The organism is Jeotgalicoccus marinus DSM 19772 (assembly GCF_000425825.1).
GTDB classification, from domain to species: Bacteria; Bacillota; Bacilli; order Staphylococcales; family Salinicoccaceae; genus Jeotgalicoccus; species Jeotgalicoccus marinus.
Map to the genome: position 1 here is coordinate 21057 of NZ_AUEE01000008.1, position 26459 is coordinate 47515.

Genomic DNA, 26459 nt, shown 5'->3' on the forward strand with positions numbered 1-26459 from the left:
AATACTACAGAGCGTTTTTAATTTTACATAAAGAATGTCGTTAGAATTGTATTGAGTTGGTCTTGGAGTTCAGCCGCCTGTTCTAAATAATCCCTAAAGACAGTTTGAATCAAGACAACGATACCGTTCATCAAGATATGCACGATGATTGGAACGAGTAATCGGCCACTCATGACATATAAGAAACTAAATACATATGACATAGAAAGATAGACAAGAATATGAGTGAAGTCAGCGTGAGCAACAGCAAATATTAAACCACTCACGAGACCTGCAATTAAGAAGGCAATGACTTTTTGAGTCCTTGAATTTGCTTTAAATAGTTCAAAAATCTCAGCAAATATTGCTCTTCTAAATACATACTCTTCTATAATCGGTCCAAATAATACGACGACGAGCACCATAAATGGTGAAGAGAAAATCATATCGACGATTTCCATCGTATTTTCACTTTCGACAGGGTTTCCGAGTATAGAAATATTGATTAAACTTGCGACAATTTGTGAAAGGTAGGCGAGTACAACCCCACCGATAATCCATACTGTTGTAAGTAATGGATCAGACTGTTTGCCAAGTTCAATACGATTTTTGTTCTTGTGAAGGTTACCGATAACGATAACGATGATTGCACCGAGTGCAAAGGTAATAATCTGATATGGAATCATTTTTTCGACCAGTTCATTTGGTCCAAGTGTCGGATCTAAAGCAGCAAAAACCAAACCGATAGGTAAGAGTGCAAATTGTACTGCCAAGAATGTTAAAATTATAAGTAGGCTATATAAGCGTCTCAAGATTAAACCCCCAATTTCGAATAGTTTTATCTTACATTAAAATGAAGTAAGTCAAAAGTATTTCAGTCTTTTTGCTTGCAATATTGACCAATTTTGATTAATATAAATTATGTTAGCACTCTGATATAAAGAGTGCCAGCTCATTGTTCTTTTATAATTAAGCAAGAATAATAAGGAGGCCATTTCCATGCTAAAACCAATTGGAAATCGTGTAATAGTAGATTTAACTCAAAAAGAAGAAAAAACAACTAGCGGTATTATTTTAACTGACTCGGCAAAAGAAAAACCTCAAGAAGGTGTTGTCGTTGCTGTTGGTACAGGCCGTGTATTAGAGAATGGAACGACTGTAGATATGCAAGTTAAAGAAGGCGACAGAGTCGTTTATCAGAAATTTGCTGGTTCAGAAGTTGAATATGGTGACAATACTTACCTAATTTTATCAGATTCAGAAATCTTAGCAGTTGTAGAATAATTAATAATTAACATATTATGAAATTTTGGAGGTATAATCATGGCTAAAGAACTTAAGTTTTCAGAAGATGCACGTCAGTCAATGCTTGCTGGTGTGGACAAATTAGCGAATGCTGTAAAAGTGACGATGGGTCCTAAAGGACGTAACGTCGTTTTAGATAAACCATATGCTGCACCATTAATCACTAATGATGGTGTGACGATTGCAAAAGAAATTGAACTTGAAGACCGATATGAAAACATGGGTGCAAAACTTGTAGCAGAAGTTGCAAACCAGACAAATGAAATTGCTGGTGACGGTACAACAACTGCGACAGTACTTGCGCATGCGATGATTCAAGAAGGTCTTAAGAACGTAACAAGTGGTGCAAACCCAGTTGGTATACGTACAGGTATTGGGAGAGCGGTAGACCGTGCAGTAGAAGCACTTCAAGAAATTTCTAAACCTGTACAAGACAAAGAATCTATTTCTCAAGTTGGTTCAATCTCAGCAGATGATCCTGAAATTGGAGAGTATATCTCTGAAGCTATGGAGAAAGTCGGCAATGACGGTGTCATCACGATTGAAGAATCACGTGGCTTCAAAACTGAATTGGAAGTCGTTGAAGGTATGCAATTTGATCGTGGTTATTTATCTCCTTATATGGTGACGGATTCAGAGAAAATGTTAGCTGAACTGGATAACCCTTATATTTTAATCACTGATAAGAAGATTTCTAATATCCAAGACTTAGTGCCATTACTGGAACAAATCGTTCAATCTTCACGTCCAATTCTAATTATTGCTGACGACGTTGATGGCGATGCAATGACAAACTTAGTTTTAAACAAAATCCGCGGTACATTTAATGTGATCGCAGTTAAAGCACCTGGATTTGGTGACCGTCGTAAAGCGATGCTAGAAGACATTGCAGTATTAACAGGTGGTCAAGTGATCACTGATGAGTTAGGACTTGAACTTAAAGACGCAACTTTAGACTTACTAGGTAGTGCAAGTAAAGTTCACGTTACTAAAGATGATACGACAATCGTTGAAGGTTCAGGAGACAAAAATGTAATCGATGGACGCGTCGGTCAAATCAAAGCACAAATTGAAGAAACAACTTCAAGCTTCGATAAAGAAAAACTTCAGGAACGCCTTGCTAAATTAGCAGGTGGTGTTGCAGTGATCAAAGTTGGTGCGGCAACAGAAACTGAAATGAAAGAACGTAAACTACGTATCGAAGATGCCCTGAACTCAACACGTGCAGCTGTTGAAGAAGGTATCGTTGCAGGTGGTGGGACAGCACTTGCAGGTGTTCACAGTAAAGTCGCTGAATTAGAGGCAGAAGGTGACGAACAAACAGGTATCAATATTGTCCTTAAAGCATTAGAAGCGCCATTAAGACAAATTGTTGAAAATGCTGGACTAGAAGGTTCAGTGATTGTACAACAACTTAAAAATCAAGAAGTTGGTGTTGGATATAATGCTAAAACAAACGAATGGGTTAACATGGTAGAAACAGGCATTGTGGATCCTACTAAAGTAACGCGTTCTGCCCTACAAAATGCAGGATCAGTCGCTGCAATGTTCTTAACAACAGAAGCTGTTGTTGCTGACATTCCAGAAGAAAACGGTGGCGGTGACATGAATGGCATGGGCGGCGGCATGCCAGGTATGATGTAATAGATATGAATTTTGATTGAGGTATGTCCCTTTATAAGGGGCATACCTTTTTTATATTTGATTTTGGTGGAGGAAAGTCTATAAGTCATCATGAAATGAGAGTCGAATAGACAAAAGAGGGTGAAAATTCTATTGGGCATGCCGAAAATACTAGCCAATAGACAAAAAAAACCTTGATCACATGTGATCAAGGGTTACTCATTATTATTCTGGCAAGATTCTATCGCCAAACTTCTTAAATATGAAGGTTCCAATTAGCGTCATAATCAGTGTAGAAGCCCCGACAGTCATGACACTGAACCAATATGGAATGCCAAGCACTAGGTAAAGTGCTAGAGCGACAATTAGTCCGGAAAGTATAGAATATTGTACGGCGTTGAGCCATACATTTTTAACGAAATATGAAATCGTGTACGCGATGATTCCGATTACTAAACCGACAGCAACATCTATAAGACCTAAGCTAGAAAAGGCATTAGCAATTGCTAAACCTAATAAAATACCTGGGATGTATTTGCGGTTAAAAAATGGAATGACACAGAGAATCTCACTGACTCTCAGTTGAATAGCACCAGTACCGATAGGGTTGATGACTGTGAGTGCAACATAAATTGCTGCTAAGACGGCATTTATTGCCATATCTCTTACGTTCATAATGGTAAATCTCCTTAGTTTTTTTGACAGGGAGTTTGCGAACCTGTGTATTATTTTTTGACTATAATCGTTTCTTTTCTTTCACCAGTTTGCTGACCTTTATAGAAAGTCCGCTCGATAAAAGTTATATTATCATCGTGATCAACAAGAATGACTGAAGAACATCTTGTACCATATTCAAAATCTGGAATATTGATGAATAATGGTGAGAGTTGTTTCTCTAATTCAAAGTCCACACCTGTTTGTTGGACTTGATCATCTGATGCTTCTCTAGTATTGCCGAGTAATGTAAACAATGCTTCGACATCAATGTCATCATCGGTAAGTACTTTGTCCAGTTCGACTTTACCGATTAAAACTTTTGGCCATGGGCTATTAAGGAATTCATTGGACAGCCCATGGGTACCAGGTGTCACTTCACTGATATCGTACTGATAGTTGTTCATATAGTAGAGACGGTCAGTGTCTCCAACGAGTAGGTTATAGCCAGCATAATCTTCTTTTTTATACTTTAATTGATTTAAATATTCTTCACCATTTTGGTTTGATAACAGATAATTAACAATCAATTCACCACGAGACTTGTCAGCAATCTTGGTCATTTCTTCGACATTACGAATATTAGTCAATGCTCCTATTTTACCTGATTTTGTGACCGCAAGCCAGGTCCCATTTGCTTTTAAATCCCGACCACCAAAAATATTTGGATGATCATCCCACCAAGCAATTTGTGAAGTTGGTCGTTCATAGGACTCATCACGATTGGCTGCAATAATCATCTTATATTTAGGGTGTGCGCCAATATTAAAATTAATTAAACACATTAAACTCACTCCATGGATAGGTTCTAGGCGGCTGACAGCTAACCTCAATATATTCATCTTTTGTTGGGTGCTTCACTTTTAAGTAAGTTGAATATAAGGCTATCTGTCTTCCAGCTTCAGCATTTTTATTGTATTTTTGATCGCCAATTAATGGGTGGCCTGCATGGGACAATTGGACCCTAATTTGATGTGATCGACCTGTGTGTAGTTTTACTTTAACTAAAGATAAACCATCTACTGCCTCTTTGACTTCATAGTCCAGTTTTGCCTCTTTGGTATTTTTGTGGTTTTTGTGTACAACTTTTGAAATATTTTTTGCCTGGTTTTTGAAGAGATAATTCGTTAAGGTCCCTTTTTTCTGATTCAAAGTACCTTCAACTACCGCATGGTATTCACGTTCTAACTTATGCAAACGTACTTCATTTGATAGTCTGGATGCAGCTTTAGATGTTCTTGCAAACACAATCGCACCACCAACGGGACGGTCTAGACGGTGTACTAGACCTAAAAAAACATCTCCAGGCTTATTGTATTTTTCTTTTATATATGCTTTTAATAGAGTTAAGAGATCTTCATCTTCTGAAGAGTCCGCTTGAACAGGTATATTAACAGGCTTGTCGACAATCAACAGATGATTATCTTCATATAATACATTGATATTCACGAATTTAAGCTCCTTAAAATTGGTAGTTTATATTATATCATGTTGGGGCGTCATTAATGCGTGAATGACTCAGATGAGGTGACTTATGAAAAAGCGTTACGTCTTGTACATCGTTTTGTTATTTATCGTGCTCATCCCCTTAGTAGTGATGACAGCTCGCCATTTTATGCCGGTTCCAAATGGTGTTTCCTATGAATCAGAAGTCTATCAAACTGATGATGTGAATTTTTTGTATGACATTACTTTGATGAATGCTGAAGGTGAGTCACAGTCCAAGCAACAAATTATTGATGAGATTTACCAGATGATTGATGAGGCAGAAGACTTCTTAGTTATAGATATGTTTTTATTCAATGATGATTATAATCATGAAACTTTAGATTTTCCTACATTGTCACAAGACTTAGCAAACAAACTAATTGAAAAAAAGAATAAAAATCCAGACTTAGAAATTGTTTTTATAACAGATCCGATCAATACATTTTATGGAACCTATACACCAGATCACCTGGCTGCTCTTGAAGAAGCGGGTATCAACCTTATCTATACTGATTTATCTAAGCTCAGAGACTCTAACTCGATTTATTCAGGGGTTTATCGTTCGTATTTACAGCATTTTGGGACCTCAAAAGAAGCTTGGCTGACCAATGTGCTTAGGCCCGATGGCCCTGAAGTTAATATTCGTTCATATATACAGATGTTGAACTTTAAAGCCAATCATAGAAAAGTTGTCATTAATGAGAAAGATGTATTGGTAACTTCCTTAAACCCACACGATGCGAGTGCACATCATTCAAATATTGCTTTAAAGACTAGTGGACCAATTATCGAAGAATTTCTAGATTCAGAAAGAGCTGTCGTGAACTTTAGCGGTGGAGATACACGAATCTTTAGTGATTTTAAAGATGGGCTTGAAGCTGAAGATGAGACTGGCGAATACAAAGTGAAATTCATGACAGAAGGTAAGATTAAAGAAAATATTTTGACTATGATAGATGAGGCTGATTCTGAAGATCATCTGAAGCTTGGGCTGTTTTATTTGTCAGACCGTGATGTTATTGAGGCGTTGAAATCAGCAGTCGACCGTGACGTGAATGTAAAGTTGATTTTGGATATAAATAAAGATGCCTTCGGTAATGAGAAGAACGGGGTGCCAAATAAACCCGTCGCAGATGAATTGATGTCCTATGAAAATCCACCAGAAATCCGTTGGTATAAATCGAGTGGAGAGCAATATCATTCGAAATTTATCATGTTAGAAGCAGAGGATGAAGTCATATTTAATGGTGGGTCAGCTAATTTTACGAGACGAAATTTAGACGATTATAACCTCGAGACGAATATGATGGTGACTGCACCAAAAGGTAGTGACTTTTCTTCCCATGTGACGACGTACTATGACACACTTTGGAATAATGACGGGGCAGAATACACTTTAGATTATGAAGAAGAGGCTGAAGATTCACTTGGTAAGAATATTTTATATAGAATACAAGAATTTTTCGGTCTATCGACATTTTGATTTATATTTAATGAGTACTTATCACCGGAAAGAGTAAAAATGGTGATAAGTGCCAAAAATAAAGGTGACTTATCACCGAAAAGAGTAAAAATGGTGATAAGTGCCAAAAATAAAGGTGACTTATCACCGAAAAGAGTAAAAATGGTGATAAGTGTCAAAAATAAAGGTGACTTATTACCGAAAAGAGTAGAAATGGTGATAAGTGCTGTCAAAAACAGTAACATATCACCAGACCGAGCTGTTTTAAATTATTTTTGCACCTAAGGAATTCTTAAAGTGATCCAACGCAGCTTTATGTCCATCTTCATTAAAACTTTGAACAGCAGCTTCATGAATGACAATATCAAAGCCTTTGTTATAGGCATCAATAGCTGTGTGTAGAATACAAATATCTGTACACACACCAACAAGATGCAGTTCAGTAATTCCCCGAGCTTTCAAACGCAGCTCTACATCTGTACCAACAAAAGCGGAGTAGCGGGTTTTATCGGTATAGTAGACGTTATCCTTATCTTTGTTTTCCTGATACAGTACTTCTAGCTCCCCGTATAAGTCACGACCACTTGTACCAATGATATTGTGGGGTGGGAAAAGCTTGGTTTCTGGATGATAGGTATCATCTGCTTCATGCGCATCAATTGCAAAGATTATATAGTCACCATTGTCGATAAAATCCTTAGTAATTTTTACAAGCGCATCGTGTACATCTTGTGCGGGTTTACCGGCTGTGAGCTTCCCGTCATCTGCAACAAAGTCATAGGTGTAATCAATATTTAATAATCCTTTCATCAATGGATTCTCCTTTATAAAAAAGACAATGGTAGCTACCATTGTCTTTTTTTAATATTATTTTTTATTTACTGATGCATCGTAGATTGAATCGATTGCTTCAGCAAGTTTCGCATCAAATTCTTCATCTGATTGGTCCGCACGTAAATCACTAGAAAGTGCACGTGAGAAGCTGGCAATCACACCGTGGTTTTCTTTTAGTAATTCGTTTGCTTCGTCACGACTATATCCACCAGATAAGGCAACAACACGAATCACATTAGGGTGATCAACTAATGCTTTGTACTGATCCGCAACTGTTGGGATTGTCAATTTCAACATCACTAACTCATCTTCAGCAAGTGTGTCTAATTGTTGTATGATTTCTCTGTTTAAGATTTCTTCGATCTCTTTTTTGTCTTCAGCATGAATGTTAACTTCAGGCTCAATGATTGGCACTAAGCCAGCAGCAATAATTTGTTTACCCACTTCAAACTGCTGGTCAACAATTGACTTAATGCCTGCTTCATTTGCTGAAAGGATGTTAGAGCGCATTTTTGTACCGAAGATGTTACGGTCATTTGCACGCGCTAGTAAATCTTCAAGGTCCGGCATAGGTTTCATTAACTGTACGCCATTCTTTTCGTCAGCTAAGCCCTTGTCGACTTTTAAGAAAGGTACAACACCTTTGTTTGCTAAATAATTTCCTGTGTATTCACCTTCAACTTCACGGTCTATTGTCTGTTCGAAAAGGATCGCACCTAGAACTTTATCAGAAGTAAATGAAGGTGAAGTGACAATACGTGTACGCATTTCATGTACAAGGTCGAACATTTCATTTTCATTAGAGTACTGGCTTTCATCGACACCATAAGCTTTTAATGCTTTAGGTGTACTTCCGCCACTTTGGTCTAAGGCAGCTATAAAGCCGTTTCCTTGTTTTACTTTATCAAGCTGTTCTTGATTCATTAAATATCACTCCTTTAAAAGTTTTACACTCCTTTATAGTATGCTAAAAAAAGCGCTTAACTGCAAGTTCAAATCTTTAACCTTTAAGCAAATTTCAGTTAGGATGAAAGTAGCATTAATGATTCACACAAAACTTAGGAGGTACACTCATGGCAGAATTCGTTTCATTAGGTAAATCAGAAGTTGCTGTACACCCAATTGCACTTGGGACAAACTTTGTAGGTGGACATAACCTATACAAAGATGTTGATGAAGAAGCGGGGAAAAATACAGTTAGAGAAGCAATTGATGCAGGCGTAACTATGTTAGACACCGCTTTTATATATGGCCCTAAGCGTTCTGAGGAACTAATTGGTGAAGTATTAAAAGAATATAATCGTGAAGATATTGTTGTTGCGACTAAAGCAGCACAGAACTATGATGACAACGGAGAAATGTTTGTTGATAATTCACCAGAATTTTTTCGTCAAGCCGTAGATGAAGCGCTAGAAAGATTAGACACTGATTATATAGATTTATTTTATATTCACAATCCTGACGATAAAACACCGAAAAATGAGGCAGTCTCAGCCTTACAAGAATTAAAAGAACAAGGAAGAATTAAGGCGATTGGCGTCTCAAATTTTTCTTTAGAACAACTTAAAGAAGCGAACCAAGATGGTTATGTGGACGTCATTCAAAATGAATATAATCTCTTTAATAGAGAAGCAGAGGATAGAATTTTACAATATACTGCAGATAACAACATTACCTTCATTCCTTTCTTCCCCTTAGCTGCAGGCTTGTTAGCAGGGAAGTATGATGAAAATACAAAATTTGATGACTTAAGAGCCAACCTTCCGTTCTACCAGGAAGATACGTTTAAGGAGAACTTGGCTAAAGTTGATCAATTAAAATCCTTAGCAGAAAAATACGGTGAAGATGTTGCACAGATTGTACTTGCATTTTACTTCACTAGACCATCATTAGATGTGATTATTCCTGGTGCTAAAAAAGGTGAACAAATTAAAGCAAACATGAGAGCGGCAGAAATTGACTTAGATCCAGAAGATGTTGAATTTATAGATGAATTGTTTAGTAAATAGCTTGGTTGCTAGTCTATTATAAAAAGCGCACTTCGTTTCCTGGGGCGTCACGTGAGCCTGAATACTCACGATGACGATACTTCCCAAGGAGTCGGTGCGCTTTTTTCTATAAGTATCATCAAAACTAGGGTCTTATAGAAAAAAGGGGTTTAAAGTTCTATAAGTATCATCAAAACTAGCATCTTATAGAAAAAAGTGACCAAAAATTCTACATGTGCCGTAGAAGCCACCGACTTATAGAAAAATCATGGAGAAATTTCCACAACTCACCCGAATACAGTGGACTTATAGAAAAAAGGGCTAGGAATTTTATCCTAACCCTGATAACTTCATCATAACTGTGTACTTTTCCGTTGATTGTTGAAAATAATTCCAATAATCAAGAAAGCTACAGTGTATAGGAGCAACACTGCGATTGACGGTATGGTCTCTGACCAAGTGATGTCTGAGGCACCGTAAATCTGTGTATAGTGGTAAAGCGGTAGGAACTCTGCGACTCGTCTTGCAGTATCTCCGAACAATTCTATTGGTACGAATATACCTGACATAAAGGCTAATCCTAGGGTGATTAGATTCGCGAGCCCATTGACCATGAAGCGGTTTGTTGTCAGTGCATTAATGGCAAATTGCATGGCGAGTGTAAATAGCGTAATCAATAGTAGAGCGACGAGTATCTTACCTAGTGGTATACCATCTAAACGGTCATAATATAAACCGACGAGTCCAAAGAACATGATGAGTGTTGCAAATATACCGACAAGAGACTGACTGGATAAAATTTGAATGGCGCTAGAGGTAGATGATACTGGTGCTGCAATAATACGCTTTTGTAACTCTGGTTTATTGTACTCAGACATCAAGTTACCGATCGTTAACATCAACAGTAACATAAGCCAGTAAGCAGCAAAGTTAGAATAAGCAGCAGCATTGTTATAGTTTTCTTCACTGCTTGCTAAGCCATCATCATTTAAAGACACTTCAACTCTTTCATTTAATGCTGTATCGAGTTGTTCTGTATCGAGTTGACCTAATTCGTTATATTGCGCATTCATGAACATGAGTACTTTTGATATCTCGGTCTCTAATTGAGTACTTGCTGTCGCTCGTTCATCACTAATGATTTCAACTGCAGCATCACCTTGTTGAACGAGGTCCTCAAAGTTAGGATCAATAATAATCGCCCCGTGAATTTCTGAAAGGAACACCGCTTCTTCTAATGTTGAACGTGCTTTGTCATTGACAACTTCTACTTGATTGCCATGTTCTAAATAATCGATTAAAGCCTCTGAACTTTCAGATTCTGAATAATCAACGACAGTGATTCTAAGTGACTGTGATTCGAACTCTCCTTGATCAGAAAATTGACTGAACATCGCTGCAATTAAGAAGAACACGATAGCAAGTGGCAAGATCAGCCACTTATACTTCCAAAAGTGTAGGAGAATTACTCTAAATATTGTCATATTGTTTCCTCCTTAAAGCGACAAGTGTAATCAAGGCTGAGACAAGAGTGATACCAACAAGGTACAAAATAGTCATCCAATAGCCATCAAAATTCCCCATCAAATTGACTCGGTAAATCGAATCAGTAATGTGTGCAAGTGGATTAAGCTGGTTAATCAAAGGTGCTTGTTGATTGATCATGCCTCTTAAGCCAGGACCCATAAGACCCGCTAGAAATGCTAGGCCAACAATGAGTACGACAGGGAAGATAGATTTCACATTTATATTTACTTTCGGTGTTAAACCGATAATGTAACCTAATCCTAGACCGGCAAAGTTCGCGGCAAGCACGATTCCAAGTGTTGCAGGTAGATTATTAAACAAATTATCTTGATAGAATATCATCAAGAAGCCGATGACAATTCCTGATGAAAACAGTCCTAACACGAGAGAGGCTAGTGAACTTGCTAAAATATAGAGCGACTTAGAAAATGGGCTGGCAGAAAATCTGGCACCCATAGTAGACAGGTTCGGTCTCATCGATGAAATAAGCTCCATACTCGTGAACATGGTATAGAGTGAAATCATTGCTATCGTCGAGTAGAACATTACCACTTGAGGCTCAGTATCCATATCCGTTGTTTGAATAAAGTCAGTTTCATAATTAAAGTTTTCTGGTGAAACTCCGAGTGTACCAGTTTGGTGAACTTGATTTAAAACAGATTCTAAGACGGTTTGTTCAAAACCACTACCTTCTACAAGAAGGCTTCCATCTGAACTAATATATCCAGTGATTGCTTCGTCAGATAAGTCGGTTCGTGCATTTGACTCGGTCATCTCTTGAACATTTATAAATTCAATTTCTTCTAAGACAGCAGTATATTCATATTGACTGTCGACGCCGACATCAATGTCAGATAGCTCATTACTACCAAGGTTAGCTGTGGTTGCCATGAATATTGTTACCAAGACGAGAGGATAAGCAATCGTCCAAAAAAGGAAGCCGAAATCCTTAAAGTTAATTAACAGTAAATACTTGGTTAAACGTAAGAGATTCATTAGTCCCTCAACTCCTTACCTGTTAGCTCCAGGAAGATATTACTTAGAGATGGTTGTTCACTTCGTATTTCTGTATAAGTCAGAGAATTTTCTTCGATAAAGTGAATCAAATTCGTTAGATTGTTATTGTTTTTATCGAATTGGATGTTATAGGTATTGTTGGATTTAATGACTTGATTGACGTTTTTAATATTCTCCAACAATTCCTTTAGATTGTCTGGTTCTGAGATGAACTTAACGGTGATACTTTCTGTAGTGGATATAGAATTCTGTAAGTCTTCTAAAGAACCAGCAGCAATATTTCGCCCATTATCCATGATGACAAACGAATCACATAGGTCTTCTGCCTCTTCTAAATAGTGGGTTGTATATATCACTGTTGTGCCCTGATCCTTCATCTTTTTTACGCCATCTAAAATGAAATTACGACTCTGGGCATCGACGGCGACAGTCGGTTCATCTAAAAATAAGATATCCGGCTTATGTGCGATACCACATGCGATATTAAGGCGACGCTTCAAACCACCTGATAGGTGACCTGGGGTAAACTTTCTATATTTTTCAAGTCCTACAAAGTTAATGGCTTCATCGACTAGTTCTTTTCGTTTCGCTGGATTTTTTACATACAGCCCACAGAAGAAATCGACGTTTTCTACGACATTTAGTTTTTCAAAAATAGCGAGTTCTTGTGGCACGATCCCAATTCTCGCTTTTGTTTTATTATTATTTGGATTTACAGGCTGTCCAAATAATTCAATCGTACCTTGATCGAATTTTAGGAGGGATAACATGCAATTAATTGCAGTTGTTTTACCACAACCGTTCGGACCGAGTAAGCCTACAATTTCATTTTTTCCTGCATGAAATGAAAAATGGTCTAATGCAATAACATCCTTATAGCGTTTAACGACCTTGTCGACAGAAATCATAATATTTCCTCCCTGTGTAATATTGATTAATTTAAGTTTATAATAGGAATGAATCTTCTGTTAGTGTCTTTGGTCATGATATCAAGTGACAAATGTCATATTGTGAGGTGAAACGGTGGGAAACTTAAATGAAAAGATGATGACTTTTTTGATCTTACTGATTTATTATCTGTATGCTGAAAGTGAAGCATCAGTGATTATCGTACTTGTGTCATTTATACTATTTTTTGTATCAGATGTATTTAAGACAACATACATAGGCTATTTCTCTGTTATCATCATGTTTATGCTGTTAATTTTGGACACACATTTCGTTTACTTTATTCCAGGGGCGATTTATGTGCTCTTACAACTTGTCGGCCCTTACAGTATCGTTGGATTCATCCCACTCTTCTTACTTTCGGAATGGGTTCTTTTAATATTTAGTGTATTACTGATGTACCTATCTTTTTTATCATTAAAATTAGAAAGAAGAACAAAAGAGAACAGAAATATGAGAGACCAGCTCACCGAGGATAATATTAGACTAAGGGCTCAGCGTAATGAACTCATGAAAAACCATGAAAAAGACATATACTTAGCGGGATTAAATGAAAGAAATCGGATTGCAAGAGACATGCATGATGCGCTCGGACACTCTTTATCATCGAGTATTCTATTAATTGAATCTCTACAATTCGTCAATGATGAAGCGGAATTAAAGCAATCATTAAAGATGCTACAAGACCGCTTAAAGACGGGAATGAACGACATACGCCATAGTATTCATCATCTGTATGATACTTCGATTGATATCGAGGCAAGAATTGAACAGTATTTAAGTGACATGGAAAATTTCGAAACACATTTCGTTTTTGATGTTAATCGAGAATTTAAGCAAGAAGAAAAAATCGATATTTTGGCCATTGTACGGGAGTCTCTTACCAATATCACTAAACATTCAAATGGTGACGAAATTAGTGTGATTATCAAGGAACATCCGAAGTATTTAACTATGACAATCAAAGATAATGGGACATCGGAGGCTGTGCCGAATAAGGGTATGGGTATTCAAACAATGAAAGAAGTAGTAATGAAATATGGAGGAGTACTAAACACATTCAACGACCAAGGTTTTACCGTCCATGCGATTTTTTATAAGGAGGGGGCTAACTAGATGAAGATAATAATCGTTGATGATGATCCATTAGTCGTATCTGCCTTATCGACAATCGTCAATAATTCTAACTATGAAGTAATAGGGACAGGTTCAGATGGTCAGGAAGCTATTGAATTGTATCGAACTTATCAACCTGATTTGTTAATGACAGATATTAGAATGAGAAATAAGTCCGGTTTAGAAGCGAGTCAAGAAATCTTAGAAGAATTCAGTGATGCCAAGATACTTTTGATAACAACATTTAAGGATGATGAATATATTCATCAATCACTTGGTATGGGCTGTAAGGGTTATTTACTAAAGGATAACTTAACAGGTATTATTCCAGCCATAGATGCTGTCTTATCCGGTAATATGGTATTTGATAGTAATATCGTTAAAAATATGTCGGCAACGTCGACATCCAAGTCTCTCGGTGAATTATCCACGCGTGAACAGGATATTATTGAACTGGTAGCAGAAGGTTTAAATAATAAAGAAATATCAGAACGCTTATATCTAAGTGAGGGTACAGTAAGAAATTATATCTCACAGATGTTAACAAAACTTGATTTAAGAGACCGAACACAGCTTGCTGTGTATTATTATAAAAATTAATCGGCTCATACTATATAAAAAAGAAAAAATGGAGAGATTATAATGAGGAATGTAATTTTAGATTGTGACCCAGGACATGATGATGCAGTATCTATAATTATTGCAGCATCTAAGAAAAGTGATTTAAATATTTTAGGTATTACGACTGTTGCAGGTAATGTAGAAGTTGAAAAGAATACACAAAATGCACTGAAAGTCTCTGAACTTTTGAAATTAGAAGTACCAGTCGTTCAAGGTGCAGAGCGCCCACTAGTGAAACAGTCAGAAATTGCTCCGGAAATTCATGGGGACACAGGTATGGATGGCCCTGAATTACCAGAACCAACGATGAGGGTGAAAGAAGGCCACGCTGTTGACTTTATCATTGACCAAGTTAAACGCTCAAAAGAGAAAGTGACGCTTGTGCCAACAGGTCCATTAACGAATATTGCAATGGCTCTAATAAAAGCACCAGAAATCAAAGAAAACATCGATGAAATTGTTTTGATGGGTGGCGGAACCTTCGGCAACTGGACACCAGCTGCAGAGTTTAATATTTATGTCGATGCAGAAGCGGCTAAGGTGGTTTTTGAAAGTGGTATTCCGATTGCTATGTTTGGCCTAGATGTCACACATCAGGTAATTGCTACTCCAGATATTGTTGAACGTGTCGGTAAGATCGATAACGAAATCGCACAATTCGTCAAAGAATTACTCATCTTCTTTGGCCAAGCCTATAAAGATCACTTCGGTTTTAATGGTGGGCCTATTCACGATGCATGTACAACAATGTATTTAATGAAACCTGAACTCTTTGAAATGCAGCATCTCAATGTCAGCATTGAAACTAAAGGTGAATTTTCTTATGGTATGACTGCTGTCGATAAATTAAATGTCACTGGATTACAAGCGAATACACATTTTGCTTGGTCAGTAGATCAAGATGAATTTTGGAATGTCTTTGAGGCAGTATTAGAATCTTATGGTGAGGTGTAATTATGACAAAAACAAACTTATGGATAGACTGTGATCCGGGAATCGATGATGCAATCGCAATCGCAGCCTGTGCTGCAAGTCAAGATGTTCTAAACGTTCATGGAATTTCAACTGTTGCAGGCAATCAAACAATTGAGAGAGTCACAAATAATGCACTGCTTTTAACGGATTTCTTAAATTTAGATGTTCCTGTAGTCAGTGGACAAGCAGGTCCCTTAACGCGTGAAAAAGTAGATGCTGGACATGTTCATGGAACAACAGGCTTAGGTGATACAGTATTACCAAAAACATCTAAAACTGTAGAGCCAGGAAATCCAATAGTCTTCATGAGAGACACAATCATGAACTTACCAGAGGGTGAAAAAATGACTCTTGTACCAGTTGGTCCTTTAACCAACATTGCTTTACTGTTAAAAGTCTTCCCAGAGGTAAATAACAAAATAGAAAAAATTGTAATCATGGGTGGAGGTACTTACGGCAATAGAACGCCGACAGCTGAATTTAATATATGGGGAGACCCTGAAGCTGGCAAAATGGTCTTCGATTCTAATCTTCCTATAGTAATGTGTGGTTTAGATGTGACGCATAAAAGTGGTTTAAACCGTGAACAAGTGAAGGAATTATACGATAGTGATAAGAAAATTCAACACGCCTTTGGTGATATGTTGAATTTCTACTTTGACTCACCGGCTTACATTAATAGTGATCTCGTTCATATCCATGATGTTGTTGCAATCATCTATATAACAAACCCTGAGATCTTTACAGGACAACAAGTCAGTGTTGATGTTGACTGTACGGATGGCATTAACCGTGGTATGACCGTATGCGACCTCAGACATACAGCGCCAGAAGAAGGTCGCAATGTCACCTTATTAACAGACCTTGAGCTTGATAAATTTCAGAAGATCTTATTAGATAAATTAGAGAATCTTTAAAACCTTGGAGGTAAATGAATCATGACTGGGCCAAAAGTTACAATAATCGGCAGTTTAAATATGGATTTAGTCGTTACCTCAGAACGACACCCAGAAATCGGAGAAACACTTACTGGTCAGAAATTTTCAACCCTATGTGGTGGTAAAGGTGCCAACCAAGCCGTCGCTGCAGCCCGTCTTGGCTGTGATGTGACCTTTATCGGCAGAGTAGGAAATGATGTTTTCGGCCAAGAAATGATTGCCAATTTAAAAAATGAAGGCATTAACGTAGAGAATATTGAAATGATAGGTGATAAGGAAAGTGGCATCGCCATGATTACAGTAAATCCCATGGATAACACGATTATTATTGTGCCAGGGGCCAATGCATCTATGACAAAAGAAGTGATTGATAAGCACAAAGAAGCGATTCTAAACAGTGATATGGTCGTTACTCAGTTGGAGATTCCAATGGAAACAGTTGACTATGTTGCTGAAGTTTGTGGTGAAAATAAAATTGACCTAGTGGTGAATCCAGCACCCGCACAAGCGTTGACAGACAAAATTTTAGAACACAGCACATACATTACACCAAATCAAATTGAACTGACTCAACTTGCTGAGGCACATCCAGGATTACTTCATAACTATGCTCACAAATTTGTGGTTACAAGTGGAAGTAAAGGATGTTATTACACAGTAGATGCATATAAGGTTACCGTGCCCACGATGAAAGCAAAAGTAGTCGATACCACAGGCGCTGGTGACTGCTTCAACGGTGCCTTCGTGTCTTATATTGCACAAGGGAAATCACTTGAGGAAAGTTGTAACTTTGCCAATGTTGCAGCATCAATCAGTGTTGAATCATTTGGAGCCCAAGCAGCCATGCCAACGCTAGATAAGGTACTTGAGAAGATGGAAAGTGCGAAGAAGTAAGACGTCCCTCATGAACTCAGAAAATAAATGATTTCGCATAATAAAAACAAGCCCCCTTTTTCTCCAAATTAAATTGAAGAAAGGGGGCTTTAATATGTTTCTATACTATAGATGTAAACAAGGCAGTTGGAATTAAAATAATCCAAGGTGCCATAGCGAACGTAGAAATAATGCTCGATTTGATAATTTGCTTATCGTCTTGGATATATTTAGCATAGACTTTCTTTGTAAGCTGGTATTGCCCTAGGATAAGAACTAAAAATAGAATTAAAACTACAGCAGCACTGAAGATGCTGTCGAATGGATTAGCAATCAATCCTTCAAATAAGCCGACAATCCAGTCAGGTGTATTATTACTTATCTCTTTAACTTCATCAAAAGATGACGGATTTGATCTAAACAGTGGGTCGATATAGAGTGTCGCATATAGTAAACCAGTCGCTATAAGGTGAGCACCTATGTCGGTTAACCAAATTTTCCATGATGCTTTGACTGTAATTTCTTTACGATTATATTCTTTACCGAGTGGTAGGTAGATTAAAAACCAATCAATCAATAATTTGAATGGAATGAAGATAAATGCCACAGGCGTAATCATCCACATTAACCATATAGGTGTAATCATAGTAAGACCTCTTTCTAATATCCTTATTCAACTTATCTTAACCGTCACTTTAACTGATGTAAATAAAAAAAGCCACTCTAGGTAAAGAGCGGCCTAAAAGTGTGTCTATTCAGCGAAAACTGTACCCCATTCATTTCTGTCAGCTAACATTTTTTGAGCGATTTCCTTAGCACCTTCTAAGCTATGACTCGCTGCCCAACCGCACTGTACTTCATTACAAGCGGGTACTTCTTTAGCTTCTAAAACATCATTTAATGTTTTCTCCATCACATTTTCAATGCCATTCTTATCATCATCATTTAAGACTGATAAATAAAAACCAGTCTGGCAGCCCATCGGGCTTAAATCAACCACACGGTCGTGATGATTACGAATATTTTCAGCCATTAAATGCTCGATGGAATGTAGGGCAGGCATATCCATGTGTTCCTTATTTGGCTGGCAAAAGCGGATATCGTACTTGTAGATTACATCACCGTGTTCACCTTCACTTGTACCTGCAAGTCTAATATAAGGTGCAGCAACTTTTGTATGATCTAAATTGAAACTCTCAACGTTCATTTTTTTCATAATGAGTCAGCTCCTTTAAAATTACATAATATAATTTTATTATAGCATGAAGACAAGTCGCAACAATCCATGACCTTCTGTATAATTAAAGTAATGATGAGGAGCGGTTGGTATGAGTGTAAATATAGAGTTTAAAAATATATCAAAACGTTATGGGACAAAAGAAAACCATGTGTTAAAGAATATAAACTTAACCATCAATAGTGGAGAATTCTTCGTTTTAGTTGGGCCTTCTGGCTCAGGTAAAACAACACTCCTTCGTATGCTTGCTGGCCTTGAAGAAATTACAGCAGGCAGCATTCTAATGGATGGAAAAGAAATCAATGATATTGCTGTGCAAGACCGAAATATATCCATGGTATTCCAAAACTATGCCCTGTATCCGCATATGACAGTTGAAGAAAATATTTTGTTTGGCTTAAAGACGAGAAAGATTAGTAAAGATGAACAAAAGGATAGATTAAAACGCACGGTTAACATATTAGGTATAGATGGTCTATTAAGAAGAAAACCCAAACAGCTTTCGGGCGGACAGAAACAAAGAGTCGCCTTAGCTCGAATGGCGGTCAGTCGTATGCCCTTGTGCTTGATGGATGAACCGTTGTCAAACTTAGACATGCAGCTCAGAACACATATGCGTCGAGAGATTAAATTACTACAACAAGAACTGAACCTAACGATGATCTATGTGACGCATGATCAGACAGAAGCCATGACAATGGGTGATAGAATATGTGTCCTACACGATGGTCAGATTCAACAAGTTGATACACCGATTAATTTGTATAATCAACCCGCTAACCGGTTCACTGCGGAGTTTATCGGCATACCTAAGATGAATATTATTAAAGCTGAAGATTTAGGGATGACGACTGGTTACGAAGTTGGCATTCGACCTGAGAATGTAAGACAAGGTGGTACTTATACGGTTAGAGTCGACAGTGTTGAGCAGCTCGGGGTGGACACCTTATTAACCTTTAAATTTAAGGATCGAATTCTTTATGCTAAATGGCTAGGTCAGCATGATATCAATAGGGGGCAAGAAATCACTATCGGTTTTGATGTTGGAAACTTTCATCATTTTGATGAAAATGGTATTGCTCTATATTAAGTCAAAAAGGAGAGGTTCCGACTGTAATCGGAACCTCTCCATTTACTATATATCTAGAAATCTCTTGCATTAACGATCGACCTGAAGTTAAATACTGCGTTTAGGAGAATAGCGGTTGAGCTCCCCATGACAATACCACTAGAAGTAATGACAGACAGGTTTTCAGGTAGGGCAGAGAATAAATCAGGAACAACTGTAACACCGAGCCCCATACCGACTGAAACTGCAACGATTAGCATATTAGATTGTTGGTTAAGGTCAATACGTGACAACATCTTAATGCCTGCACTGATAACCATACCGAACATTGCGATCATAGCACCACCGAGAACTGGACCCGGAATGGTCAGTGTAAGTGCCGCAATTTTTGGAACGAGACCTAAAATGATGAGCATCAAACCCGCAATGTAGATGATTTTGTTTCTACGAACACCGGATATTTGTATCAAGCCGACATTTTGAGAGAAGGTTGTATAAGGAAAAGCATTCACTAAACCACCTAAGACAATCGCAATACCTTCTGCACGGTAACCACGTTTTAAGTCTTCTCCTTTAATTTCTATCTTTGTAATTTCTCCAAGGGCAAAATAAACACCAGTCGATTCCACTAAACTGACCATCGCAACTAAGGTCATCGTTAATATCGGTAGTATATGAAATTCTGGTGTACCAAAGTAAAAGACATGAGGTAAATGTAACCAAGATGCATCAAGTATAGGTTTAAAATCAACAAGACCAAAGAAAGAACTTAGTACAGTACCCGCAATAATCCCACTTAAGATTGCGATAGAACCAAAGAATCCTTTAGCAAATTTTAAAATGATTAAAATAATAATTAAAGTTGAGAAACCTAAAAATAAGTTGATTGGAGCGCCGAAGTCTTCGGCGCCTTGACCACCAGCTAGGTCATTAAAAGCAACTGGCATCAATGTAATTCCTATAATTGTAACAACAGTCCCCGTAACAACAGGTGGGAAGAAGCGTATAAGTTTACTAAAAATCGGTGCAATAATGACAACAAGTAAACCTGAAACTAATATTGCCCCATAAACAGATTGTACACTATATGTATTGGCAATGTTGATAATTGGTCCTACAGCGGTAAAGGTACAACCAAGTACAACAGGTAATCCGATACCTGAGAACTTATTCTTCCAAACTTGCAGAATCGTTGCGACCCCGCACATCATAATGTCTATGGCAATTAAATACGTCAATTGTACTGGCGTTAAGCCAATCGCATTACCAACAATAAGGGGCACAATGACTGCACCTGCATACATGGCAAGTACATGCTGAAGTCCAAGTGAAAAATCTTTTGCATGAGATTTAATATTAGATGCCATTAGTTTTTATCCTCTTTAAAAGTGATTGTGCCATCTGTTAATGATTCAATTCTTGCTAATGATTCTACTCTATAATTTTTTTCTTTTAAAATTGTTGCACCACTTTGGAATGATTTTTCAATAACGATTCCAATACCGACAACTTTTGCATTTGCCTGGTCGACTAAACTAATCAGAGCATTGGCAGCCTCACCATTTGCTAAGAAGTCATCAATGATTAATACCTTATCATCAGCTGTAATGAACTGATCTGACACACTAATCATGTTTGTTTCCTGCTTAGTATAAGAGAATACTTGAGCACTTAAGAGATTATCAGATAGGGTTAATGACTTTCTCTTTCTAGCAAATACAACAGGTACATCAAAATTTAAAGCCGTCATAACAGAAGGCGCAATACCTGAAGATTCAAGTGTTAAAACCTTAGTAATACCTTCATCTTTAAATATACGATAAAATTCCTTACCGATTTCGACCATAAGTTTTGGATCGATTTGATGATTTAGAAATCTATCTACCTTGAGTACATTATCCGATAAGGCAGTACCTTGCTCTAAAATCTGTTGTTTAAGTAAATCCATTAGTGAAGTCTCCTTTATTTCTATGAATGTATATATATTAACAGAAATCACGAACTTTACAATAGTTAAATTTAAAATAGTTCCTATATTTATGTTTATTTTAAAATAAAAATTATAAACATTCGTGAATTGTTATTGTTAGATTGATAGATTTGAACAATGTATAATTAATCTAGATGAAAAAAGGAGCGGTCTTAAAGCGTGGATATTTCTAAAGAAACTTTAATACGTACTTCAGTCCAAGAAATGATTTTAAATGGACAGCTCGCACCCGGAGATAAGCTACCAAGTGAAAATCAGCTTGCTGATCAGTTTAAGTCTAAGAGAATTGATGCAAGGAATGCGCTAGTTCAACTTGAGAAGATGGGTAGTGTCCATAGTCGACAGGGCGTAGGAAGGTTTGTGAATCGACCCTTACCTGTCATTGATTTTACAGTGACCGGTGCAAGTAGTTTTTCAAAGAAGATGGAAGCTCAAAACATTCCATATGAAAGTAAAGTTATACATGCAGATTATACGGATGAGATGACCTTCGAAGGAAAAAAAGCGTTTAAGGTTTCACGTTTAAGAATTGTTGATAATGTGCCATGTGCCATCCATATTTCTTACATTAGAACGGATATATTTCCTAATATATATGAAGAGAAAAACCAGTTGCAATCTGTGTATACCTTTTTCGAAAGTAAGGGGCATACGAATCTGACAAGTCGCGACCGCACAGTATCTGCTCAGTTTGCGACACTTGAAGTGATGGAAATGCTAAAATGCAGTGAACTTGTACCACTTATTGTATTTGAAACTTCAACCTATGATACTTCAACAAACCAATGCTTAGAAAAAGTGAAAATATTATATAGAAGTGATTTATTCAAGCATAAGTTATCTGATGAAGGTTAAGCCTAAAGCCGATATAAACTCTATTGATGAGTTTATATCGGCTTTTTTATCTTATATCTACAATCCTAAACATAAGCTTTACATTACTTTACTAAGTCTAAACTTTTGTAACTTGGCAACAAGTTATTGTTAATGACATAGGAGGGTGTGACATGAAAAGAAAAGAATGGTCAGCACTTATAGCAAGATACGGAAGAGATGAAGCAATTGAATTTTTTGAAACTCATAAAAACGACTTAGACTTTGAAGTGATCAGTGGTCCCGAGCTTGGACTCACAATGGTGAAGATGAGAGAGCACGCTCAAAATTCTTTGTTCTACATAGGTGAAGTATTGATCACTGAAACAAAGATAAGAAGTGGACAAACAGTCGGTGTTGGTTTGATCAAAGGTGAAGATGAAACATTTTCTCTTGCCTTAAGTTTCATCGATTTAGTAAATAAATGCAGTGAATTTACAGAAGAATTTAACATGATGATCGAAAAACTAAGCGCTATTGAAGACGAGAATGTAAAAGAACGTACAGAACGTATTTTACAAACTAAAGTCAGCTTCGACATGATGAACGATTAGGAGGATATCAGTGAAGACTATAGTACATACGACCCAAGCTGTTTACCGTCAACTTGTGAATATTACAAGTCGACCAGGACATATTGAACTTATTGAAGAAGAAGTAAAGAATTACTCAGATTTTTCCAATGCCACTTTACTGACTACGATGACGCTTTTTGATAATGAAATTTCCTTTATAACACCAGATGAGGCAATGGATAAGGAAATTAAGGTGCTAACTGGTGCGAAGTCAATTGATTCATTAAAAGAGACTGATTTTATTGTCTTGCAAGCAGCAGATTTAAAGGAAGAATATTTCACAGAAACTGCTCACGGTGTATTAATTTCACCTGAAAAGTCGGTAACTTTAATCATTGAAGTAGACAGCGTTACTTCAGGAGAATCATATATCTTTAGTGGTCCAGGTATTAAAGACGAGACAAAAGTTAACATCGCTATAGAGCATGAATGGATATCATTAAGAAACGAAGCGTGTAAAGAGTTTCCTTTAGGATTGGATATCATTCTTACCGATAAGGAAAATCGGGCAATGATGATTCCTAGAACGACGAAAGTGGAGGTGGCATAGATGGGTTACGTTGCTGTAAAGGGTGGCGCACATGCGATTAACAATTCTGTACTTTTATATAAGAACAGACGCCTAGAAGAAGGCATTGATATAGAAGTTGAAAAAATTAAAACAAACATGCGTCAGCTCATCAACCAAGTCATGAGTGAAGCAAGTTTCTATGATAGAGATACAGCTGCACTTGCCATCAAGCAAGCTGAAGGCAATATGGAGGAAGCTGTCTTCCTAATGAGAGCGCATCGTTCAACACTACCAAGGTTATACTATTCAACCATTACAGATACGAGAGATATGTTTGTTGAACGTAGAATTTCGGCAAGCTTTAAAGACATTCCAGGGGGTCAGATACTCGGTGCATCACCAGACTTTACGCATCGACTACTTGACGATTCTTTAAAGGAATTATCAGAAGGTCCACTTGAAGACATCAGCTATAAAGAAGTGGGATACAACTATAAATTATATAAATTACCTAAGGTCATCGATTATTTAGAAAAAGAAGGTTTATTTGTAAGAGATGAAGAAAACAATGATGAACCAGATGACATCACTAAAAAATCTATCGAGTTTCCAAGTACAAGAAGTCAAAGACTACAGGCACTCACACGTGGTCAGACAGGTGCTGTGACTTCTCTAGGTTATGCTGAAATTCGTGGCTATGGTTTTACATCTCACCCTAACATCGGAGAATGTCGAGTCGGTCAGCAGCCAGTATTTGTCGATATTGATGATGAGTACGGTGAGTACTTTATCGGAGACTTTGAAATGACAGAGATTGATGGCTTTATGCCAGACGTTGCTGATGATCAAACAACTGCTGACGAAGACATGCTAATTAAAATTGGATACGGCCTAGTATTTGGACAAAATGAAACAAAGGCAATTGCTATGAGTGTGCTTGATTATAGCCTAGAACACCCAATAGACGGTGTACCAACGTCAGATGATGAATTCATTATGTTCCATATCGATTCTGTTGAATCTACCGGTTTCATTTCTCACTTGAAGCTACCACACTATGTGACGTTCCAATCGAAACTAGACCGCATGCGTCAAGGTAGGGAGGACCAAAAATGAGTCAAAATTTCGCATTCTTAGATGAACATTCAAAAAAAGAAATTAGAAGAAAGACTTTAAAAGCAATTGCCATTCCAGGTTACCAAGTGCCATTTGCCTCTCGTGAATTACCGATTGCCAGAGGATGGGGAACGGGCGGCCTTCAGCTCACATTATCACTTATTGGACAGGAAGATGTCCTTAAAGTGATTGACCAAGGTTCAGATGAATCTGTCAATGCAGTCAATATTAGAAATCTTGTGCAGAATACAACAAGTGTCAAAGAAACGATTCATACAGCAGAAGCTACTTTAATTCAGTCACGTCACCGTATTCCTGAAGTACCTTTAAAGCCTTTTCAAATTTTAGTGCTACAAGTGCCGATGCCAGAACCATTAAGACCGGTTGAGCCAAGTGAAAGAAAGACAAAATTACTTCACGGCGATAAGGAATACAGCGGTGCTTACATTAAATTATTTGAGCAGATTATGAGACACGGCCACATTACAGATGATGCAGACTATCCAGTGATGGTCAACGGCAGATATGTCATGGCACCAAGTCCGATTCCACGTTTCGATAATCCGAAGATGCATCAAAACGATGGTTTGATTCTACTCGGTGCAGGTCGTGAGAAGAAAATTCACGCCGTTCCACCGTATACAGATGTTGAATCATTAGCTTTTGAAGACTATCCATTTGAAGTCGAAGACTTCTCTGACAAAATTTGTCGCGAGTCAGGTTTAACTGGTGTATTCATGGATGAATTAGTCGATGAAGAGACTGGTGAAACTTACTATGTGACGAATGATACGTCTTATATGCTTGAGAAATTGAACGAGGAGGATAGCGTCAATGCATAAAACTGATGATGTTGTTTTATCCATAAAAGATTTATCAAAACAGTTTGGCAACGGCTGCGACTACTGTAAAGATGACAGCGCTGAACTACAAAAGAATATGTGCCCACATTGTAATACTGTACATGCAGTTAAAAATGTTTCTTTTGACTTGTACGAAGGAGAAATCCTCGGTGTTGTTGGTGAAAGTGGAAGCGGTAAAAGTACCTTGATGAAAATGTTGTATTTTGACCAGGAAGCTTCAACTGGGACTTATGTCTTACCAGAAGATCCAAATGCTGAAGACAATGTATTTTTAGTAAGTAGTCAAAGAAAAAGACAGATTAGAAATGAACAGCTCGGTATGGTCTACCAGAATCCTATGCTCGGTCTAAAGATGGATTTCTCATCTGTGACGAACATTGCAGAAAAATTAATTGCCAGTGGTAACCGTAACGTCGGTCAAATGACAGACCGCGCGGATCACTTTTTAAACAAGGTAAATATTCCGCTCCGTCGTAAATACGAAGCACCTAAAAATTTCTCAGGTGGGATGCAGCAGCGTGTTCAAATCGCCAAAGCCTTATCTAACTATCCACCGATTCTTTTACTAGATGAAGTGACAACAGGTCTAGACTTATCTGTCCAAGCAGATGTACTCGAGTTAATTAAGGAAATTCAAAGAGATATGGGTGTGAGCATGATTGTCGTTTCCCATGATCTTGCAATCATTCGCATGTTATGTGACCGCACCATGGTCATGCTCGATGGCCAAGTGATTGAACACGGTATTACCGATCAAATTCTAGAGGATCCACAACACGAATATACACAACAGCTCGTCTACTCAATCTTATAAGAG

General features: G+C 37.5%; 29 protein-coding genes and 1 riboswitch. Of the genes, 16 read left to right on the top strand and 13 right to left on the bottom strand.

Annotation, left to right across the window (positions count from 1 at the left end; all coding sequences use genetic code 11):
* Positions 1–23: 23 nt before the first annotated feature.
* Positions 24–791: a CPBP family intramembrane glutamic endopeptidase gene (locus H624_RS0105715; RefSeq protein ID WP_026866727.1), complete on the bottom strand. Its 768-nt coding sequence runs from the start codon at positions 789–791 to the stop codon at positions 24–26.
* Between the two features lie 187 nt (positions 792–978).
* Here H624_RS0105715 and groES point away from each other — a divergent pair, with 187 nt between their 5' ends.
* Positions 979–1263, top strand: a complete 285-nt coding sequence (groES, locus tag H624_RS0105720) for a co-chaperone GroES (protein WP_026866728.1) — start codon at positions 979–981, stop codon at positions 1261–1263.
* A 39-nt stretch (positions 1264–1302) separates the two neighbouring features.
* Positions 1303–2928 (top strand): chaperonin GroEL, encoded by a 1626-nt coding sequence (groL, locus tag H624_RS0105725; protein ID WP_026866729.1) that lies wholly within the window; start codon positions 1303–1305, stop codon positions 2926–2928.
* Between the two features lie 204 nt (positions 2929–3132).
* Here groL and H624_RS0105730 read toward each other — a convergent pair whose 3' ends face one another.
* The 3 genes from H624_RS0105730 to H624_RS0105740 all read right to left on the bottom strand — a co-directional run bounded on the left by H624_RS0105730 (position 3133) and on the right by H624_RS0105740 (position 5070).
* The gene (locus tag H624_RS0105730) at positions 3133–3582 is read right to left on the bottom strand and encodes a QueT transporter family protein (RefSeq protein ID WP_026866730.1); all 450 of its coding nucleotides are present in this window, start codon (positions 3580–3582) and stop codon (positions 3133–3135) included.
* An 8-nt stretch (positions 3583–3590) separates the two neighbouring features.
* Positions 3591–3634, bottom strand: a riboswitch (PreQ1 riboswitch).
* Entirely contained in the window at positions 3633–4406 is a 774-nt protein-coding gene (locus H624_RS0105735; RefSeq protein ID WP_026866731.1) for an NRDE family protein, read from the bottom strand. Its footprint overlaps the riboswitch before it by 2 nt.
* A complete protein-coding gene (locus tag H624_RS0105740; RefSeq protein ID WP_026866732.1) occupies positions 4393–5070 on the bottom strand; it encodes an RluA family pseudouridine synthase in 678 nt (225 codons plus the stop codon). Before H624_RS0105740 ends, H624_RS0105735 begins: the two co-directional genes overlap by 14 nt.
* Positions 5071–5155: 85 nt before the next feature.
* Between H624_RS0105740 and H624_RS0105745 the strand changes: the two genes are divergently transcribed.
* Positions 5156–6592, top strand: coding sequence for a phospholipase D family protein (locus H624_RS0105745; protein WP_026866733.1), 1437 nt, complete (start codon positions 5156–5158; stop codon positions 6590–6592).
* 243 nt (positions 6593–6835) lie between these two features.
* Here the strand turns inward: H624_RS0105745 and H624_RS0105755 are convergent, their stop codons facing one another.
* Positions 6836–7384, bottom strand: coding sequence for a cysteine hydrolase family protein (locus tag H624_RS0105755; RefSeq protein ID WP_026866735.1), 549 nt, complete (start codon positions 7382–7384; stop codon positions 6836–6838).
* Between the two features lie 54 nt (positions 7385–7438).
* The gene (locus tag H624_RS0105760; RefSeq protein WP_026866736.1) at positions 7439–8329 is read right to left on the bottom strand and encodes a fructose bisphosphate aldolase; all 891 of its coding nucleotides are present in this window, start codon (positions 8327–8329) and stop codon (positions 7439–7441) included.
* A gap of 149 nt (positions 8330–8478) precedes the next feature.
* Here H624_RS0105760 and H624_RS0105765 point away from each other — a divergent pair, with 149 nt between their 5' ends.
* A complete protein-coding gene (locus H624_RS0105765) occupies positions 8479–9414 on the top strand; it encodes an aldo/keto reductase (protein WP_026866737.1) in 936 nt (311 codons plus the stop codon).
* A 332-nt stretch (positions 9415–9746) separates the two neighbouring features.
* Here the strand turns inward: H624_RS0105765 and H624_RS0105770 are convergent, their stop codons facing one another.
* The 3 genes from H624_RS0105770 to H624_RS0105780 are packed head-to-tail and all read right to left on the bottom strand — an operon-like array spanning position 9747 to position 12845.
* Positions 9747–10877: an ABC transporter permease gene (locus H624_RS0105770; protein WP_026866738.1), complete on the bottom strand. Its 1131-nt coding sequence runs from the start codon at positions 10875–10877 to the stop codon at positions 9747–9749.
* A complete protein-coding gene (locus H624_RS0105775) occupies positions 10864–11916 on the bottom strand; it encodes an ABC transporter permease (RefSeq protein WP_026866739.1) in 1053 nt (350 codons plus the stop codon). Before H624_RS0105775 ends, H624_RS0105770 begins: the two co-directional genes overlap by 14 nt.
* Positions 11916–12845: an ABC transporter ATP-binding protein gene (locus H624_RS0105780; protein ID WP_156889148.1), complete on the bottom strand. Its 930-nt coding sequence runs from the start codon at positions 12843–12845 to the stop codon at positions 11916–11918. Before H624_RS0105780 ends, H624_RS0105775 begins: the two co-directional genes overlap by 1 nt.
* 115 nt (positions 12846–12960) lie before the next feature.
* Between H624_RS0105780 and H624_RS0105785 the strand changes: the two genes are divergently transcribed.
* Genes H624_RS0105785 through rbsK form a run of 5 tightly spaced genes read left to right on the top strand, consistent with a single transcriptional unit; the run spans position 12961 to position 17429 of the window.
* A complete protein-coding gene (locus H624_RS0105785; protein ID WP_026866741.1) occupies positions 12961–14001 on the top strand; it encodes a sensor histidine kinase in 1041 nt (346 codons plus the stop codon).
* Complete coding sequence (locus tag H624_RS0105790) at positions 14002–14601, top strand: response regulator transcription factor (RefSeq protein ID WP_026866742.1); 600 nt, start codon at positions 14002–14004, stop codon at positions 14599–14601.
* A 42-nt stretch (positions 14602–14643) separates the two neighbouring features.
* The gene (locus H624_RS0105795) at positions 14644–15576 is read left to right on the top strand and encodes a nucleoside hydrolase (protein WP_035856227.1); all 933 of its coding nucleotides are present in this window, start codon (positions 14644–14646) and stop codon (positions 15574–15576) included.
* A 2-nt stretch (positions 15577–15578) separates the two neighbouring features.
* The gene (locus tag H624_RS0105800) at positions 15579–16514 is read left to right on the top strand and encodes a nucleoside hydrolase (RefSeq protein WP_026866744.1); all 936 of its coding nucleotides are present in this window, start codon (positions 15579–15581) and stop codon (positions 16512–16514) included.
* Between the two features lie 21 nt (positions 16515–16535).
* Positions 16536–17429: a ribokinase gene (rbsK, locus tag H624_RS0105805; protein ID WP_026866745.1), complete on the top strand. Its 894-nt coding sequence runs from the start codon at positions 16536–16538 to the stop codon at positions 17427–17429.
* Positions 17430–17529: 100 nt separating this feature from the next.
* On the opposite strand, the gene H624_RS0105810 is transcribed toward rbsK, so the two are convergent.
* Together H624_RS0105810 and H624_RS0105815 are read right to left on the bottom strand one after the other, a co-directional pair.
* Entirely contained in the window at positions 17530–18054 is a 525-nt protein-coding gene (locus H624_RS0105810; protein ID WP_026866746.1) for a hypothetical protein, read from the bottom strand.
* Between the two features lie 105 nt (positions 18055–18159).
* Positions 18160–18624 (bottom strand): S-ribosylhomocysteine lyase, encoded by a 465-nt coding sequence (locus H624_RS0105815; RefSeq protein WP_026866747.1) that lies wholly within the window; start codon positions 18622–18624, stop codon positions 18160–18162.
* A 112-nt stretch (positions 18625–18736) separates the two neighbouring features.
* On the opposite strand from H624_RS0105815, the gene H624_RS11685 reads away from it, so the two are divergent.
* Positions 18737–19735 (top strand): ABC transporter ATP-binding protein, encoded by a 999-nt coding sequence (locus H624_RS11685; protein ID WP_051220498.1) that lies wholly within the window; start codon positions 18737–18739, stop codon positions 19733–19735.
* 53 nt (positions 19736–19788) lie between these two features.
* Here H624_RS11685 and H624_RS0105825 read toward each other — a convergent pair whose 3' ends face one another.
* Positions 19789–21081 (bottom strand): nucleobase:cation symporter-2 family protein, encoded by a 1293-nt coding sequence (locus H624_RS0105825; RefSeq protein ID WP_035856229.1) that lies wholly within the window; start codon positions 21079–21081, stop codon positions 19789–19791.
* The gene (locus tag H624_RS0105830; RefSeq protein ID WP_026866749.1) at positions 21081–21662 is read right to left on the bottom strand and encodes a xanthine phosphoribosyltransferase; all 582 of its coding nucleotides are present in this window, start codon (positions 21660–21662) and stop codon (positions 21081–21083) included. The genes H624_RS0105825 and H624_RS0105830 overlap by 1 nt, the downstream gene beginning before the upstream one ends.
* A 201-nt stretch (positions 21663–21863) precedes the next feature.
* On the opposite strand from H624_RS0105830, the gene H624_RS0105835 reads away from it, so the two are divergent.
* From H624_RS0105835 to H624_RS0105860, 6 genes are all read left to right on the top strand, one after another.
* Positions 21864–22559 carry a GntR family transcriptional regulator gene (locus tag H624_RS0105835; protein WP_026866750.1) on the top strand — a complete coding sequence of 232 codons (696 nt, stop codon included), beginning with the start codon at positions 21864–21866 and terminating at the stop codon, positions 22557–22559.
* Between the two features lie 152 nt (positions 22560–22711).
* Positions 22712–23131, top strand: coding sequence for a phosphonate C-P lyase system protein PhnG (locus H624_RS0105840; protein WP_026866751.1), 420 nt, complete (start codon positions 22712–22714; stop codon positions 23129–23131).
* Positions 23132–23141: 10 nt separating this feature from the next.
* Positions 23142–23702 (top strand): phosphonate C-P lyase system protein PhnH, encoded by a 561-nt coding sequence (gene phnH / locus H624_RS0105845; RefSeq protein WP_026866752.1) that lies wholly within the window; start codon positions 23142–23144, stop codon positions 23700–23702.
* Complete coding sequence (locus H624_RS0105850; protein ID WP_026866753.1) at positions 23703–24779, top strand: carbon-phosphorus lyase complex subunit PhnI; 1077 nt, start codon at positions 23703–23705, stop codon at positions 24777–24779. It begins immediately after the preceding gene.
* Positions 24776–25621, top strand: a complete 846-nt coding sequence (locus H624_RS0105855) for an alpha-D-ribose 1-methylphosphonate 5-phosphate C-P-lyase PhnJ (RefSeq protein WP_026866754.1) — start codon at positions 24776–24778, stop codon at positions 25619–25621. The genes H624_RS0105850 and H624_RS0105855 overlap by 4 nt, the downstream gene beginning before the upstream one ends.
* Positions 25614–26456 carry an ATP-binding cassette domain-containing protein gene (locus H624_RS0105860; RefSeq protein WP_026866755.1) on the top strand — a complete coding sequence of 281 codons (843 nt, stop codon included), beginning with the start codon at positions 25614–25616 and terminating at the stop codon, positions 26454–26456. Before H624_RS0105855 ends, H624_RS0105860 begins: the two co-directional genes overlap by 8 nt.
* The last annotated feature ends 3 nt before the right edge of the window (positions 26457–26459 follow it).